Below are 14909 nucleotides of genomic sequence, written 5' to 3' on the forward strand. Positions count from 1 at the left end.
CCGGTGCCGTCGCAGTCGAGGCACCGCCGCTTCGATGTGGCACGGGCACGGTCGTTGACGTTGGAGAGCGCCAGCGCGGTACGCGTGCTGACGCGTTTCCAACCACGCCCCCGGCATCCCCGGCAGGCTAAGCGCGCGTCTTGCTCCGGCCGCTGGCTCGTCACACCGTGCCCCCTTCCAGTGGAGTGGCCTTAGCCACTTACTGGATGGTGGCATTAGCCACTTGGAGTCCGCAAGCAGTTCGGCCCAACTCGCGGCGCGTCAGGTGAGGGGGTAGCCCTGCTCGAACGCCCAGCGGTGCGGCGGGTACGTGGCCTCAGCGAACTCCAAGGGCCGGTCCTGGAGGTCGAAGACCACGTGGTGCACGATCAATACCGCTGATCCCGGCGGTAGTTGCAGGTCGGCAGCCTCTTCCTCGGTCGCCGCGCGAGCACACATGCGATCTTCCGCGTAGCTCCCCTGCCGTCCCGTCATCCTCTCGACGTACATGAGGGTGCCCTCTTGAATGCGCTCAGGATCCATGAGCTTGGGAGCCCTCTGCCCGATTTCCGGGGCGAACCACGAGGTGGACAGCGTGATGGGGCCGTCCTGGTTGTTGGTCACACGCCGTCGGTGCACCGCCCGCCGCTCCTTGACCAGCCCCAGCGCCTCAGCGACATGGTCGGGAGCCTCCAGCCAGCCGGCCGACGTGATGACGGCGTACTCGCCGGGGGTATAGATCTTCCCCGTCTGCCGCGCCCGCCCGTACAACTCGCGTGCGCGGCGGTTGACTTCCAGGCTCCGCACGTAGGTGCCGGACCCCTGCCGTTTCTCGACCAGGCCCTGATGGCTCAGCGCCTCCAGCGAGCGCGCGGCGGTGGGCCTGGACACCTTCCAGTCGGCCGCCAACTGCCGCTCTGAGGGCACTTCGTCCCCCGCACGCAGGTCCCCCCGAAGAATCTGATCGCGGATGTAGTGAGCGATCTGCAGATACTTCGGCTGCGCCTCTTCGATCTGAGGCATGCTCCCTCCCTGTCCAAGTGGCTATGGCCTTTAGCCACTATAGGGTGAGTGGCCAACCCCCGAACCCGTACTCTGTCCGCATGACGCGGTTGATCGTCGCAGCAGGAGGAGGGGGCGACGCAGTCGCCGCCGCCATGCTCCACGCCGCCCTCTACGGCGACGAGGACCGGGCGGTGATCCTCACCTACGCGTGGGACCGCCTGCTCATCGATCCTGTACCAGGCCCCCGAGGCCCCGAAGACTTCACCGGGCTCACGGCCCTCACCCCGGCCGTGTGGTCGGTGCCGGCGAGCGCAACCCCGATCACCCCCAGCGGCTCCACCCTCCCGCGTCTCGCGGCGGAGCTCCCCCACACCCTGGCCCTGCTCGACCCGCATCAGGGCGCCAAGGGCGTCGTACGCCAACTGGAAGAACTGATCAACCAGTTGGCGCCGGCCTCCATCGACCTCCTGGACATCGGGGGCGACATCCTGGCCCAGGGCGACGAGCCGACGCTCAGGAGCCCCGTGGCCGACGCGATCGCCCTGGCCGCCACATGCCAGCTCAGCGCACCCGTACGCCTCCTCGTGGCGGGCCCAGGCCTGGACGGCGAACTCTCGGCAGACGACCTGCGCCCCCTACTGGGACCTCTCGTCCACACCTTCACGGCGAAGGATGCGGAGACGATCGCCACGGTCCTGGAATGGCATCCCTCCGAGGCAACAGCCATGCTCACGGCAACCGCACGAGGCGTGCGGGGCACCTGCGAGGTACGCGACGCCGGCCTCCCCGTCCCCCTCACCGAGGAAGGCCCCCGCGTCCACGAGGTGGACCTGGACGACGCGCTGAGCCGCAACAACCTCGCCCGCGCCATCACGGCCACCACCAGCCTGGACGAGGTGGAGGCACATAGCCGCGAGGTCTGCGGCTTCTCCGAGATCGACTACGAGCGCAACAAGGCCACCTGGCTCAAGGCCCAACCGCCCGTCACGCTCGACGCCGCGATCGTGCTGCCCCGGCTCGATGCGTTCGAAGCGGAGGCACGCAGCCGCGGAGTCACCCACACGACCTTCCGCCGTCTCACCGAAGCACTGAACCTCAACGGCTCACAGCGCGACCCCTTGCGCCGCCTACTCATCAACAGCCGCCCGGAACAGCACGACACACCCCTGTGGCGCATCACAGCACCCGACGCCACGGACTGAGTTACAACTCTCTTCACGGGTTCAAGGCGGCTCGCTCCGCTCCCCGCGCGCGGCCCGGCCCCCGGCCGGGCCTGCGCTCCTGCCTCCGTCCCGCTCCAGCCCGGCCGGCGCCCGTGCCGCGCTCAGAGCGATCAACCATGAGATGCCGAAGCAGGGGTTCATCGCGGCTGGGGCGGTCGGCTACACGGCTTTGCGCAGCCACTCTGGCGCGTGCCTCGAAGATCACGGCCCCAAAGTCGTTCTACCGACCTCACGCCGTGTTCAGGCCCGCATGCCGCCCAAGTGCTTCCAGATCGAGTACAGGCGATCGCCGCAACTCGTCTCGGAATAGAGTGCTCTTCAATTTCCTGAGCGTATTAGCCTTGCCGCTCAACCTAAAAGTCCATTTGCCGTCCTCGAGGTCAAGTACGTGCAGCCCCCGCTTCAAGCGCACATCTGAGTACTGACTTAGGTCGAGAATGTACGCCTCATACTTGACTCCCTGGCGGTGCTGGTCTGAGAGCGTAGCCTGAATCAGATGCGCAAACCGGAGGTCAACGAGGCGTGCAAGAGTCTCATAGGCCGGGAGGGATTTTTGGGCAACATCGACGCGGAAGTAGGTGTACCCCTCTCCCCGAACATACGACGAAAGGTATTCGAGAGCCGAGGTCAAAGAATCGGCGTTATCTGCAGAAACATCCTGCTCTAGATCTCTCAATTTTCCTCGCGCCGCCTTACCGGCGGCATCTGCGACGTCTTCCTGTCCGACCTCCCGAGCGTTAGTCCGGGATCTAGCTGCCACGATCGAAGAGGCGAAAAGGTTCAAGTAATCCCTAGGTACACCACCTGAACCGAGAATCAGCCTGCCAAGCGCCGCATTACGGGTGATACTCGACGGCTTAGCGATCCCCACAGTTTCCGTGTAGTTCGTAAGCACGGACTCCAAGAACCTCTGCGTGGCCTCAGGATCTTCCAAAGTCACGTCCAGATCGATCTTGGATGCGTCATGCGGAATTTCAATGCCGATATGCGAGGATGGCTCGAAAGGCCGCGTCAAGCGTTCGATGCTCGCAACCTTCAGCCAGCCATCACAGTCGCGCAGCATGCTAGTCAAGTAGTCAAGCAGATGCGGTTGCGCGGAGATGGGAAAAAGGTAGAAGTCATCGAGATACAGGTACAGGCGAACGATCCCCGCTCGCAGGACTGTCCGCAATCCCCTATTCAGATCAGCGATGGTTTCGCCGAGCTCTGCATCTCCTTCAGTGGCCCGGAGAGATGTGACTTTCTCGCCGAGATCCTTTAGGCGAGCGAAGGAATCACCCTGGGAAGTGCCTGCGTGCTGAATCAAGGAGGTTAGTACAGTCTCCGCAATCATAAGGAAAGCGGAAGATGAGTTCATTAGCCGCAGGGTGTGGGCATTCATCCACGCCGTTACGTGCCCTTCTCTCTCGGCGAGACGCTTAGCCTCAAGAAGGAGCGCGGTCTTCCCTACACCACGTCGACCGTAGACGAGGTGGTGACGTGACGCACCAATAGCGGCCAGACTAGCCCGGGGATCTTCCATGTACTTGAGACTGGGAAGTGCGTCAGATGTGCGCGACCTAGCTTCCAACAGCTGGATCAGCTGGTCAACTTTTGAAGAGGCGAGGACACTCTTTGGCGTAGAGACCAGAGGCTTTTCAACACTGGTACGGTGCGGCCTAAAGGTGACAGCGAGAGATTCATTTTCCGTATCGTGGACGGAATTTAGTTCTTGCTCAATAGGTCCAGCCAGACTCTGCGCTGCTGCTATCGAGTCTTCGTCCACCCAAACAAGAAACCATCGTTCGCCAGGAAATGCCCTTTCCTCAACACGCACGATGGGGATGTCTGCATCGTCAAGTACCCGAGCGATTCGGGCTTCGTAATCACTTGCCGACATCAGATATATCCGTTCGTCAGGGCGAAAGATTCGCACATCTGGACAAAGTTGGCCGCTGTTGCTGAAAGTGCACGAGCATCGTTTTCCCAATCGGATTCGTTGATTGGGTAGATGTCATAATCAGCCTGATTGCGCAGCAGGCGGGCATCCACGAGTTCAGCCTCACGCAAGACCGGGCTATCGATGCCCGCCGGGAGATTCCGCGGAAGGATGTTGTGGCGCTCGTGATCGTCACCTTTAATTTCCGCGAAAGCGATGGCGCGCGCCGCTTGATACATTGCGTAGTAGAAACGACTGATGGCCGATCTGTATTGTGTCGCAAAAAGTAGAGCGTCACCCGCTCGGAGATGCCCTCCCGCTAGAAGCAGACGATCCGAGACGATCTGCTGCAGCAGTTGAGCCGTGGGGAACGGATATTTGCTGCCACCTACTGGAAGTGCCGATATTGTCGCACTCTTGCTGGTGGAAATGTGCAATAGCATTTGATCGGCAAGCGTGACTGTTGGCATGTAATCTGCGCTACCCCCTGCGGAACCCTGGCCAGCGCCACAAGGGTGGTCGGCCCCGACAACGTTCCACACTACCCACCAATCGATTGGCTCACCCAGTGTTTGCGGGATGGCTTGTAGAAGGTGCGTGCGTCACAGGGACCCCACGTCGTTCAACGAGCGCCTGCACTCACCGCACCACCCCAGCCGAGGGCCCGCGCACCCGTCCGTCACGGGCCGGCCGTCGCGGCTTACTCTGGTCGACGACACAAGCCAGTAGCGTGGCTGAGGTCGGTGGGGGTGCAGCGAGGCATACGCGTGCGTGGTCGGTCGACGCACCCGCCGTCGTGGCTGACTGTCGTCGGCTGAGGCTCAGACACTCCGGGGCCCAGCTCCGCCAAAGGACGTTCGAGGCGAAGAGGCCGTGCCATTCGCGTGCCAGATCCTGCGGGGAACCACGGGAACTTGCCCCGGGTGCGACCAGGACTCCAACATCGCTCCGCCGCAGTTCACTGCTGCAACCGCGGCCAAGAGACCCGAGCCTCCCAAGCTGAGGACCTTGGAGGCGAACAGCTCCAGGTTGCCTTCACTGGCCGGCCGTCGCGGCTTGCTCTAGTCGACCGCACCGGCATCGTTGCTGAGCCCGGCGGGATACTGCGACGGGCGCCCCGGAAGATCCGACGGACCGTCATGAAATGCCGAGGTTAACGATGCTTCGGTTTCTCCTTGATCTTCGCGGCCTTGCCGCGGAGCTCACGGAGGTAGTACAGCTTGGCGCGGCGCACGTTGCCGCGGGTGACCAGCTCGATCTTCTCGACGATCGGGGTGTGCACCGGGAAGGTGCGCTCGACGCCGATGGAGAAGGAGACCTTGCGGACCGTGAAGGTCTCGCGGACACCAGCGCCCTGGCGGCGGATCACAACGCCCTTGAACTGCTGCACACGGGAGCGGTTGCCCTCGATGACGCGGACGTGGACGTTGACGGTGTCACCTGGGCGGAAGGCCGGGACATCGGTGCGCAGTGACGCGGCCTCGACCGCCGCCATCAAGTGTCCGGCACTTGCCTTGCGCGGAGGTGTTGCCCCTGGAGAATGCGGGATGCCGTTCGGCACTGGACCTTCCTTAAACGATGGCCACTTCTATCTCAAGAGTGCGTTGTGCTTTTGGACGTATCTGATGTAGCCCTGAATGGCGGCCCATACAGTCACTGTTTCGACCGCCAGGAACGCAAGCATCACAAAGATTCCCAACACCAGAGACGCCGAAAAATAGTCGAGCGTCACGCGAAGCATGAGGGGGATGGCGGCAAGAGAGGAGTTCCCCCAGAATTGATGGTACCTGTACTGCTCGTCGACGATTGTGCGAAAACCTTCATGTCGATTACCGCGATGAAGATTCCTGTAGAGGTTGGCGGCAGGTCTATGACTCTTGCAGATTTTCTCCTCGTACAGGAGGGCTCGAATTGGGGTGAGGGTAAGCCCAACAGCAAGTGAAGCCATGAGGAGCAAAAGAAAGAGGCCGATATTAGAGCCGGAAGTCCTGAATGTCTTGAAGGTTTCCGCAGCCTGGTGGTTCCAAAGACTGAATCCGTAAAGCCCAATTAGCCCCGGCAAGAAGAATGCAATCAAGAGGCCAAATGTCGTCACGGTGAAGTCTTTTGCTTGCCCCATTCGCACTCCGCTAATGTTGGCTAGTCCTCGCGCGGTTGGACGTCTGCGCCATTATAAGAAGACGACAATCGATGATGCGGGAGCGACATCAATTGTTGGTCCTTCTGGGCTACTGATCGATGTTCTTTAGGTACCGCGACCAGAGCGGCTGGCCCGCGGTTGCACTCTTCCAAGTCGGCGCTCGGCGTACCGCCACGCGATGCCCCCTGGCCAAGCCTCGGGCGACTGGCCGAGGCATAGCCGTAGGCGGTGGGACCATAACGGTGAGTGCCTATATACGTGGCAACAGCGACGTGCCATGGCAGACCGCCACAAGGCCACCTGAGGGGGGCGCCCACTATCGCCCTGATCAGCGTGCTTGTAGTTGTAGCGGCAACGTCGTGGCGACGGAGAGCCCCAGCGATCCTGGAGCGCCAGGAGCAGCAGGCCGCCGTACAGCAGCCGGGTACCGCAACCACAGCAACTACTACCGACTGGTAGCAGCCCCCAGGGCCTCTAGGTCAGCCGGAACGACCCGCGTTGACCGGTCTCTGTAGAGCTACAGATCAGAAGGGTGCGGCCGTGGCTACCCAGCACGGCCGCACCACAAGCGCACCAGATCCAGCGGGGAACAGCGGGGCATCACGGTGAAAGCAGCCGAGCCTGGGTAAGGCAGCACCCCGGCCGTCTGACCAGGTCAGCGCCGGAACCAACCCCAAATGATCGCAGCTTCCCAAGCTGAGAGCGCGAGTTCGATTCTCGTCACCCGCTCCACGACAAAGGCCCAGGTCAGAGACCCGGGCCTTTTTGCTGTGCGGTTCCCCTCAGTCGTCGCGTGCCAGATCCGTGCCAGATGCTTGATCATCCGGCTTCCGTGCCACGGAGCGGCGAGCCTCCTTCAGGCGCGTTCGGGCGCCGCTCCCCCCTCCCTCAACCGCACAGCCAAGCGGCGAGTTCGACGCCGAAGACCGGCAACGGCATACCGACGGACCACAGAGCGGGACGAACGAAGCCGAGCCGATCAGCCTGCCCTTCCCCGAAGAGGAAAGCGGTCAACGGTCTGCCACGACGGCCGCTGCTTCGCCGTCCCCTACCGGTGCTACGGCTCGGGGTTACTGGGTACCGGCGTCGGCCCTGTGCAGCATCTGGGCCAGCAGCAGGGCGCCTCCGGTCGCTGCCCCTACCGCTCCCGCAGCCAGGAAACCGCGAGAGGAGCGCCAGGACAGCACCGACCACCGCGAATGCGCGGAGAACAACGATCCTGTACTCAGCCACGACCCGGTTGAGATCAGCGAAAGGGAGGAACCGATCGAGCCGACCGACAGGGCACTTCCGATCGAGCCGACCGACAAGGCAGAACCGACGGAACCCACGGAAAGCACCGATCCTGCTGAGCCGATCGACAACACGGAGTTCTGTGACCACAACGACAGCACCGAACCAGAGGGGGTACGACGGATCGACCGTACGGACAGCTTTGTCATGAGGCCATTTTGCCCTTTGATCGTGCCGTCTCGGGAGGTTGTGGACGGATATGTCGGGTCTCAGGGTGAGGGCCTTCCGGCATCGGCTCGCCGCGTGGTCGGGGTGGTCGACGCCGAGAGCGCCGACGCCTCATCCCACCAGGGGAGGATTAAGGCAGGCTCCCCCCAACGCCACCGTCCCAGTCTCCGCCTCAGGCCCGAGAGCGCGGCAGGCCCTTGGGTACGTAGTTGCAGGTGAGTGGCATCGGCGTGCAGTCGACCAAGGCCCGGCTTCATCGTGTCTCAGCGCGTTCCTTCGAGGATGCTCGCCGGGGCGTCGGGCGGTCCAGGTGGACCAGCACGGTGGTGTAGAAGCGGTGTACGGCGTCGTCGACGCTGCGGATGAAGCCGGACTCGGCGTTCCCGCGGCTGCTTCCCATCCCTTTGAACAGGGACAGGCGGAAGCCGGTGATCTGGGTGGCGTTGTTCTTGGGCAGCATGTCCGCCGGCTCCGGGCGGAGCCGTTCCAGCGTGCCTCGTGGGCCGCCGGCTTCTCCTTCGACCAGGGTTTCGATGTGGAGGTCTGCCGGTGCCTCGGTCAGGCGGCGGATGAGGCGTTTGGCCCAGGTCAGGGGGTAGCCCTGCTCGGGTGCGGGGATCTCGACGGAGGTGCGGAGCTTGCTGGTGCGCAGGTCGGCGCTGACAGTCAGGGTTCCGGGCGCGCCCTCGATCCGGAGCTCCGCCGGGAGTCTGCCATCGAGGCAGAGCTGATCGGCAAGGCGGTCCCGGCGCGCTTTCGGATCCGTTCCCCGCTTGGCGCGCTGGACCGGCAGCACCTTCTGTCCGAGTTCGCCGCCGAGGCTGAGGCAGATCTGGCGGATGAGCTGTTCCCAGCTCTCGACGACGTTCAGGGTGCGCGGGTCGCCCTGGCTCAGGGTTTCGTCGTTGATCCCGTTGCGTACGGGGACCCAGGACGCGCCCATGTTCTGGAAGCCGTGACAGCCGGAGTTGTCGTGCTGCAGGTAGTACAGCAGTTCCCGGAGCAGCCAGGCGTGTGCTTTGTCTGCGACGCCTTCATGCCGGATCAGCGTCTGCGCCTGGTAGGTGACTTCGGCCCACGACAGGTGCCGGAGCGCCACCTTGTGCTTGCGCCGTCCGTCGATCTTGACATCGACGAGTGGGCTGCCCTCCAGGGCGACCTCGTTGGACAGCGTGATCACGGCCTCGTAGCCCCGGCGTGCGGCTATGTCCATGTACGCCTGCACCTGGTCGGGCTTGAGGTCGTTGCCGTTGGTCTTGGTCTCCACCAGGGCCGTCCACAGCTTGCCGGCCCGCTCGACGCGGATCACTCCGTCGGGGCGTCTTGGGGTGTCGCCGTGCGGCAGGGTGACCTCGGTGAACGTCTCCATGCGGCCCGCCGGCGCTCCGAAGGGCGCGGTGAGGCGCCTGCCGAACTCCGGAACCTGGGCCATCACCGACAGCAGTACCGACGTGGCGCGCGTTTCGCGGTCCCGGTCGCTCTTGAGCGCCGACACCGGAAAGAGCCTGGCCCGTGTCCAGGAATCGTTGTCCGCCAGAGACTTCCTGGCCACCCTGGGCAACGTGACCTTCTTCTTCGCGGTGCGAGGCCGTGCCGCCCTCTTCCTCGGCTCATCCTCTTCGGCAGCCGGGCGGGGAGACGGAACCGAGTTCAGGGTGGCTTGCGGCTGCGGCTCCGCAGTCGGAGTCGGGGCGGTGGTATCGGTCCGTTCGAAGCTTTCCGAGCCGCTCGGCGCTTCCTCTGCGCCCGCGTCGTCCTCGATGTCGACCCCGAAGTCCGTTGCCAGACCGGCCAGCCCACAGTCGTAGCCCTGTCCGACGGCACGGAACTTCCACTCGTCCCCGCGCCGGTACAACTCGCCGAAGATGATCGCGCTCACGGTGTCGGCGTCATCGATGGCGAAGCTGAGGAGGTTGTCGCCGCCCGCGTCGGCCAACGTCACCTTCAGGTCTTCCAGTTCCCCGAAACCAGCGCCGTCGTACCGGCTCGCCGCCACGACGATCCGGTCGATGACGGGAGAGACAGCGGTCAGGTCGAAGCTGATCCGGTCTTCGTCGCCGTTCTCCGACGGCGTCTTGCCCAGCAGCTGCACGCTCCCGTCGGGAGCCACCGGGTTGTTGTAGAAGTAGAAGTCCCCGTCGCTGCGGACCTTGCCGTTCGCATCCAGCAGCAGGACGGACACATCCGCATCGCCGTCACCGGTCGGACTGACCCAGCTCAAACTAGCGATCACCGAACCAGCATTCTCACTCAGAGCCGCCAGTGCCACGTTCGACCCCTTGACCATCTCGCGCACAAAGCCCCCCAAATCCCGCACTCCGGGCACGCAGCCATCCCCGCCCCTGCCCCCCACCCACGCCAACATGTGACGTACGGCACAGGGAGACTGTAGTACTCAAGGGCGAGCCCATGGGGCCGTCCTGCACATCGCTCGACCTGCCTGCCGACGCTGCTCCGCCGTCTCGCTTTCCGTCTCGTCCAGCCCCGTTCACCGTCGCTCACAGGGGCCCGGAACCGAGACCGGACGGCCGGACGGCCTCGCTTGAACGCAGGTGAACACCCCTGCGCATAGCCCGTCACCCCGCCACCACAGTGGGAAAGCGTGTTGGCGGTGCGAGCTTCAGCCGGTGTCTGGCCGTGCCGGGTCCGGCTGAATCCGCCGGACGCCGGTGCACGCAATCAGCATGCTGCCGTCCTCATCGAGTGTTCGACGGCGATCGCCTCGGAAAGCGAGTGCAGGCCAGCGAGAACACAGCGTCCAGGGAGCGAGGGAGGTCTTGGAGGTGAGCCTCCGAGGCTGGTGTGCCGTCGCGGCCGGGCTCCGCGACCTGCCCGCCCTTTGCCTCCGTGCTCGGCATGTCCCTAACTGGTCGGCACGGGTGCGACCGGGCGGACCGCGGTGAAGTTCTGGAACTCATAGCGGGTGGCGGAGAGCAACAGCAGCCACTCGTCGCAGCCCTGCCACGGAGAGAGATCGCCGGCGCCTCCGCGCACCACCCGCGGTCCGTCCCCCGTGCGGGGGTGCGCATTCGCCGGTGCATCCGTGAAATGCGGGATCCACACGTCAGCGCAGACTTCGTTTGCCGACCCCATCGCGGCCAGTCCGAAGCCGTTCTCAGCCGCGGCAGTGCGTTCCTCGTCGGCGAAGTCGTCGAGCACCTGGTCCTCGTCCGGCCTCCTGTCCCCGCGGAAGGTCAGAGTGGTCGTACCCGCCCGGGCCGCATACTCCCACTCCGCCTCGCTCGGCAGCCGGAACGGCAGCGTCCCCAGTAGGTCGTCCAAGTCGTCCTCGAACCGGGCCGTACTCGAATCCGATGCGGTGAGGCTGTCCTCGTACTCGGGCAGCCAGTGCCGTGCTTGTGCCACCGTGAGCGGATGCCTGGCGATCAGGAACGGCTCGACCCGCACTTCCCGCACCGGCCGGGCCTGGACAGCACCGACGAAGAACGCCTCAAGGCCGTCATCGGCGCCGTCGGCCCGCTCTATCGCACGAACCGCGTCCAGTTCCGCGTCGGACAAACCCATCCGGAACGTCCCACCGGGAACAGCCCGGAAGATCACCTCGGAAGGGATGTGCCGCCAAGCCGGTCGTCCGGCCACGATCTCCTGAGCCCACATGGTGCCGGACGCTAGCAGCCGCGCATCCCGGACGGCGCCCGGGAAGGGAGTATGGACAACCGACCACCTCCTGGACGCCGCAGCTCTGCACCACTACCGCACCGGACAGAGCGGGAAACAGCGGGGAACCACGGTGAAAGCCGACGGCACCGGCGAGAGTGCAGGTCAGCCAGGATCGTGGTGGACAACGCCTCCACCGGCGTCACCACCGACATGGCCGCCTCCTACGGCGTCCGAGTGATCGGCGAGACCGTCCGCAACATCAGCCGGGTACGCAACACCGCTCAGGTCCCTTTCGTCCGGCCTCGCGGGCGGGCTGGGGTCAGAAGGCGCCGTTCAGGCCGTACCAGTCGTCGCCGACGACCACGCCGGGGGCGATGTGCCCCGTGCCGCGGCCCTCGTACACCAGCTGGCAGCCGACACCGCGGCACTCCTCGGCCACGAAGTCGGCCTTGGTCGCGGTCACGAGGTCGGGGTGGCCGTCGGCGTTGACGTCACCGGCGGACAGCAGCACGTTCATGGTGTTCCAGCCGCCGGTGCCGATGAGGACACGGCTGGTGAGACCACCCGAGCCGGTACCGGGGTAGAACCACAGCCTGCCGGTGGAGGCTTCGCGGGCGTAGAGGTCGGGGTGGCCGTCGCCGTTGGTGTCGCCCATGCCGACCAGGGCGTTCATGCTGTTCCAGCCGCCGGTGCCGATCAACTTCCGGCTGCCCAGGCCGCCGGAGGCGGTGCCCGGGTACAAGTACAGCTTGCCGGTGGACTTCTGCACCGCGATGAGATCGGAGCGTCCGTCGCCGGTCAGGTCACCGAAGGCGGTGACGTGGGCCATGCCGTTCCAGCCGCCCGTCCCGATCAGCTTCCGGCTGCCCAGGCCACCGGTGCCGGTGCCGGGGTACAGCCACAGCTTCCCCGTCGACGCCTCACGGGCGATCACGTCCTCGCGGCCGTCACGGCTGAAGTCGCCGTGCCGCGTCAGGGCACTCATCCCGTTCCAGCCCCCGGTGCCCACCATCCGCCCCGACAGGTCACCGGGCAGGAACCACAGGCGGCCGGCCGTGTCACGCACCAGGACGTCGGCACGGCGGTCGCCGTTCAGGTCCCCGAAGTCCGCCTTCCCACCCGCGGGGGAGGCGTACCAGCGCGGGTAGGCGGGCTTGACGCACTCGCGCGCGGTGGAGACGAGCGCCACCGAGCCGACTCTGCCGCCCGCGTGACCCCACTCCGTCCCCTTGGGGTCGGGGTCCCACACGTACGTGGGCCCCGAGAAGTTCGCGTCGTCGTACAGGCAGGCGAACTTCGAGGTGTGGTTCACGACCGCGTGGAACGCGTTGTCCCAGCTCCCGAGCGACGACAGGTCGGTCCTGGTCTTGAACATGGTGCCGGTGCCGTCATCGGTCTTCCAGGCACAGAAGTAGCCCGACGGGCAGTCCGCGACGGCCGCCTGTGCGGGGGCGGCCCCCGCGCCGAGGAGACCGAGGGACGTGAGCCCCAGCGTCGTGGCCAGAGCCGCCACCCGCCGGAGCAGGGTTGAACGCATAGCTGTCTTTCCCCTCCCTGGAGCGGCGCGGAGAACGCTCGACGCGCCGCGCAACGAACCTATCGCGCCACCATGATCATGCCATTCGGGGGTCGACAGCTGCCGAGCCCGCGTTGTGTGACTGCCCGAACACCTGCGGGAGATCGACGCGGCCGTGCTGCCGGAGTCCGTGTGCACCGGGTCGCGTCAGCCCAGGCCGTGGTCGCGGGCGTAGCGGGTGGCGGCGACGCGGTCGCGGGAGCCGGTCTTGGCGAAGATGCGGTTGATGTGGGTCTTCACGGTGTTCCGGCTGAGGAACAGGGCACCGGCGATCTCGGAGTTGGTCATGCCCTGTGCCACGAGGGTGAGGATGTCGGTCTCGCGGCGGGTGAGTCCGTCGGGGGGTGTGTGGTCGGTGCCGGCCGGTGGCCGTGGCGGGGCGGGGGTGCCGGCTGCGGCGAGCAGGGTGGCCTGGACCTTGGGGTCGAGGACCGACAGACCTGCGGCGGCACTGTGCAGGGTGCGGGCGATGTGCAGGCGGTCGGCGTCCTTGGTGAGGTAGGCACGGGCTCCCGCTCGCAGCGTCTCCAGGACGGAGGTGTCGTCGGCGTAGGTGGTCAGGACGACGACGGCGACCTCGGGGTGCTCGGCGGTGAGGCGGCGGGTGGTCTCGGTGCCGTCGAGGACCGGCATGTGCAGATCGAGCAGGATCGCGTCCGGGTGGTGCTCGGCAACCTGTTCGAGCGCCCGCCGGCCGTCGGCCGCGGAGCCGACGACGTCGATGTCCGGGAGGAGGTCGAGCATGAGGACCAGCCCTTCCCGGACAGCAGCCTGGTCGTCGGCGACGACCACCCGCAGGGGCGGGCCGACGGGGGTGCTCATCGCGGCACCTCGGCGCGCACGCGCCACTGTCCGTCCCGTACACCTGCGTCAAGGGTGCCGCCCAGCAGCAGGAGGCGCTCGCGCATCCCGGTCAGTCCGTAGCCGCCGTCGACGGTGGCGAACCGCGGCTCGCCGTCGGTTCGCCGGGACAGGGGGTTGTCGACGGTGAGTGCCACGTGATCGTCCTCGTAGGTCAGGGTGACGGCCACCGGCTGTGCGGGGGCGTGCTTGGCCGCGTTGGTCAGGGCTTCCCGCGCGGTACGGAAGAGGGGGAGCGTCTGGTCCGGGGAGAGGGGCGCGGGCTCGCCCTCGACGGTGAGCCGTACGAGGACGCCGTGCCGTTGTCGGTGCGTGTCCGCCGCCGCGGCCAGTTCGACGTCGAGGGGTGCGACGTCGGAGCGCAGGGCGTGCACGGCGCGGCGCGTCTCGGCCAGTCCGTCGGCGGTGAGCCGCCTGGCCTCCGTGAGCAGGGTGACGGCCCGGTCGATGTCCTGATGGTTCGCCAGGAGAGCGCCGGCGGCCTGGATCTGGATGCTGAGGGCGCCGAGGGAATGGGCGAGTACGTCGTGGATCTCGCGGGCGATGCGGGTGCGTTCGTCCAGGACGGCCGTACGACGTTGCTCGGCGCGCAGCAGTTCGGTCTGGGCGAGCAGCGCGGCCGACTGCTCGGCGCGTATCCGGTAGGCGCGCCGGTTGTGACTCACGATCAGTGCCATGGCCACGAGCACGGGATAGCCCAGGGCGGTCGCGCGACTTGCCCCGGCGGCCAGCACGCCCGCCTCGACGGCCGTCACCGTGCAGCCCGCCACGGTCCAGCCCACCGCGATGGTCGACTCGACGCACAGGTCCGCGACGAAGATCAGTGAGAGTCCGACGAGGGCGTCGGCGTTCGGGAAGACGCTGGCGTATCCGCAGACGACGGCCGCGGTGCCGAGCAGGGTCGTCAACCACGGCGGGCGCCTGGCGCGCTGCGCGCCGAGGTCGTCGACGGGGCTGCCGGTGCGCCACCACAGCAGCATGGCCAGGCCGCTGAGCACGTAACCGACGACGCCCACGGTCACGGCCGGGCTCAGGGCGGGGGCGTGCGTGTAGGTCTTCAGGCCGATGAAGACGTACGCGCCGGCTCTCAGCAGCCATGACACCGTACGCAGCACGGGCGCAGGA

General features: G+C 66.0%; 12 protein-coding genes. 1 reads left to right on the forward strand and 11 read right to left on the reverse strand.

The window, feature by feature from the left end; all coding sequences use genetic code 11:
• Nucleotides 1-261: 261 nt before the first annotated feature.
• Nucleotides 262-1002 (reverse strand): GntR family transcriptional regulator, encoded by a 741-nt coding sequence (locus I3F54_RS07125; protein WP_240117760.1) that lies wholly within the window; start codon nucleotides 1000-1002, stop codon nucleotides 262-264.
• 80 nt (nucleotides 1003-1082) lie between these two features.
• Here I3F54_RS07125 and I3F54_RS07130 point away from each other — a divergent pair, with 80 nt between their 5' ends.
• Complete coding sequence (locus tag I3F54_RS07130; protein ID WP_275675802.1) at nucleotides 1083-2186, forward strand: DUF1152 domain-containing protein; 1104 nt, start codon at nucleotides 1083-1085, stop codon at nucleotides 2184-2186.
• 250 nt (nucleotides 2187-2436) lie between these two features.
• Here the strand turns inward: I3F54_RS07130 and I3F54_RS07135 are convergent, their stop codons facing one another.
• From I3F54_RS07135 to I3F54_RS07180, 10 genes are all read right to left on the reverse strand, one after another.
• On the reverse strand, nucleotides 2437-4086 hold the full coding sequence (locus tag I3F54_RS07135; RefSeq protein ID WP_240117761.1) for an AAA family ATPase: 1650 nt from the start codon (nucleotides 4084-4086) through the stop codon (nucleotides 2437-2439).
• A complete protein-coding gene (locus I3F54_RS07140; RefSeq protein ID WP_189931141.1) occupies nucleotides 4086-4595 on the reverse strand; it encodes a hypothetical protein in 510 nt (169 codons plus the stop codon). The genes I3F54_RS07135 and I3F54_RS07140 overlap by 1 nt, the downstream gene beginning before the upstream one ends.
• A 683-nt stretch (nucleotides 4596-5278) precedes the next feature.
• Nucleotides 5279-5620: a 50S ribosomal protein L19 gene (gene rplS, locus I3F54_RS07145; protein WP_240117762.1), complete on the reverse strand. Its 342-nt coding sequence runs from the start codon at nucleotides 5618-5620 to the stop codon at nucleotides 5279-5281.
• 93 nt (nucleotides 5621-5713) lie between these two features.
• Nucleotides 5714-6202, reverse strand: coding sequence for a hypothetical protein (locus I3F54_RS07150; RefSeq protein WP_240117763.1), 489 nt, complete (start codon nucleotides 6200-6202; stop codon nucleotides 5714-5716).
• Between the two features lie 1133 nt (nucleotides 6203-7335).
• A complete protein-coding gene (locus I3F54_RS07155) occupies nucleotides 7336-7707 on the reverse strand; it encodes a hypothetical protein (RefSeq protein ID WP_240117764.1) in 372 nt (123 codons plus the stop codon).
• Between the two features lie 272 nt (nucleotides 7708-7979).
• Nucleotides 7980-10013: a TerD family protein gene (locus I3F54_RS07160; RefSeq protein WP_240117894.1), complete on the reverse strand. Its 2034-nt coding sequence runs from the start codon at nucleotides 10011-10013 to the stop codon at nucleotides 7980-7982.
• A 575-nt stretch (nucleotides 10014-10588) separates the two neighbouring features.
• Entirely contained in the window at nucleotides 10589-11326 is a 738-nt protein-coding gene (locus tag I3F54_RS07165; protein WP_240117765.1) for an SUMF1/EgtB/PvdO family nonheme iron enzyme, read from the reverse strand.
• Between the two features lie 340 nt (nucleotides 11327-11666).
• Nucleotides 11667-12884: an FG-GAP-like repeat-containing protein gene (locus I3F54_RS07170; protein ID WP_240117766.1), complete on the reverse strand. Its 1218-nt coding sequence runs from the start codon at nucleotides 12882-12884 to the stop codon at nucleotides 11667-11669.
• A 186-nt stretch (nucleotides 12885-13070) separates the two neighbouring features.
• Nucleotides 13071-13745: a response regulator transcription factor gene (locus tag I3F54_RS07175; protein ID WP_240117767.1), complete on the reverse strand. Its 675-nt coding sequence runs from the start codon at nucleotides 13743-13745 to the stop codon at nucleotides 13071-13073.
• On the reverse strand, nucleotides 13742-14899 hold the full coding sequence (locus tag I3F54_RS07180; protein WP_240117768.1) for a sensor histidine kinase: 1158 nt from the start codon (nucleotides 14897-14899) through the stop codon (nucleotides 13742-13744). Before I3F54_RS07180 ends, I3F54_RS07175 begins: the two co-directional genes overlap by 4 nt.
• Between the last annotated feature and the right edge of the window lie 10 nt (nucleotides 14900-14909).

Source organism: Streptomyces sp. MUM 2J (assembly GCF_022414535.1).
Classification (GTDB): Bacteria; Actinomycetota; Actinomycetes; order Streptomycetales; family Streptomycetaceae; genus Streptomyces.

Excerpts from the sequence above, each read along its gene's own strand:
- I3F54_RS07135 (WP_240117761.1), bottom strand. The coding sequence starts at position 4,086 with ATGTCGGCAAGTGATTACGAAGCCCGAATCGCTCGGGTACTTGACGAT.
- I3F54_RS07170 (WP_240117766.1), bottom strand. The coding sequence starts at position 12,884 with ATGCGTTCAACCCTGCTCCGGCGGGTGGCGGCTCTGGCCACGACGCTG.
- I3F54_RS07130 (WP_275675802.1), top strand. The coding sequence starts at position 1,083 with ATGACGCGGTTGATCGTCGCAGCAGGAGGAGGGGGCGACGCAGTCGCC.
- I3F54_RS07140 (WP_189931141.1), bottom strand. The coding sequence starts at position 4,595 with ATGCCAACAGTCACGCTTGCCGATCAAATGCTATTGCACATTTCCACC.
- I3F54_RS07125 (WP_240117760.1), bottom strand. The coding sequence starts at position 1,002 with ATGCCTCAGATCGAAGAGGCGCAGCCGAAGTATCTGCAGATCGCTCAC.
- I3F54_RS07175 (WP_240117767.1), bottom strand. The coding sequence starts at position 13,745 with ATGAGCACCCCCGTCGGCCCGCCCCTGCGGGTGGTCGTCGCCGACGAC.
- I3F54_RS07155 (WP_240117764.1), bottom strand. The coding sequence starts at position 7,707 with ATGACAAAGCTGTCCGTACGGTCGATCCGTCGTACCCCCTCTGGTTCG.
- rplS (WP_240117762.1), bottom strand. The coding sequence starts at position 5,620 with ATGGCGGCGGTCGAGGCCGCGTCACTGCGCACCGATGTCCCGGCCTTC.
- I3F54_RS07160 (WP_240117894.1), bottom strand. The coding sequence starts at position 10,013 with ATGGTCAAGGGGTCGAACGTGGCACTGGCGGCTCTGAGTGAGAATGCT.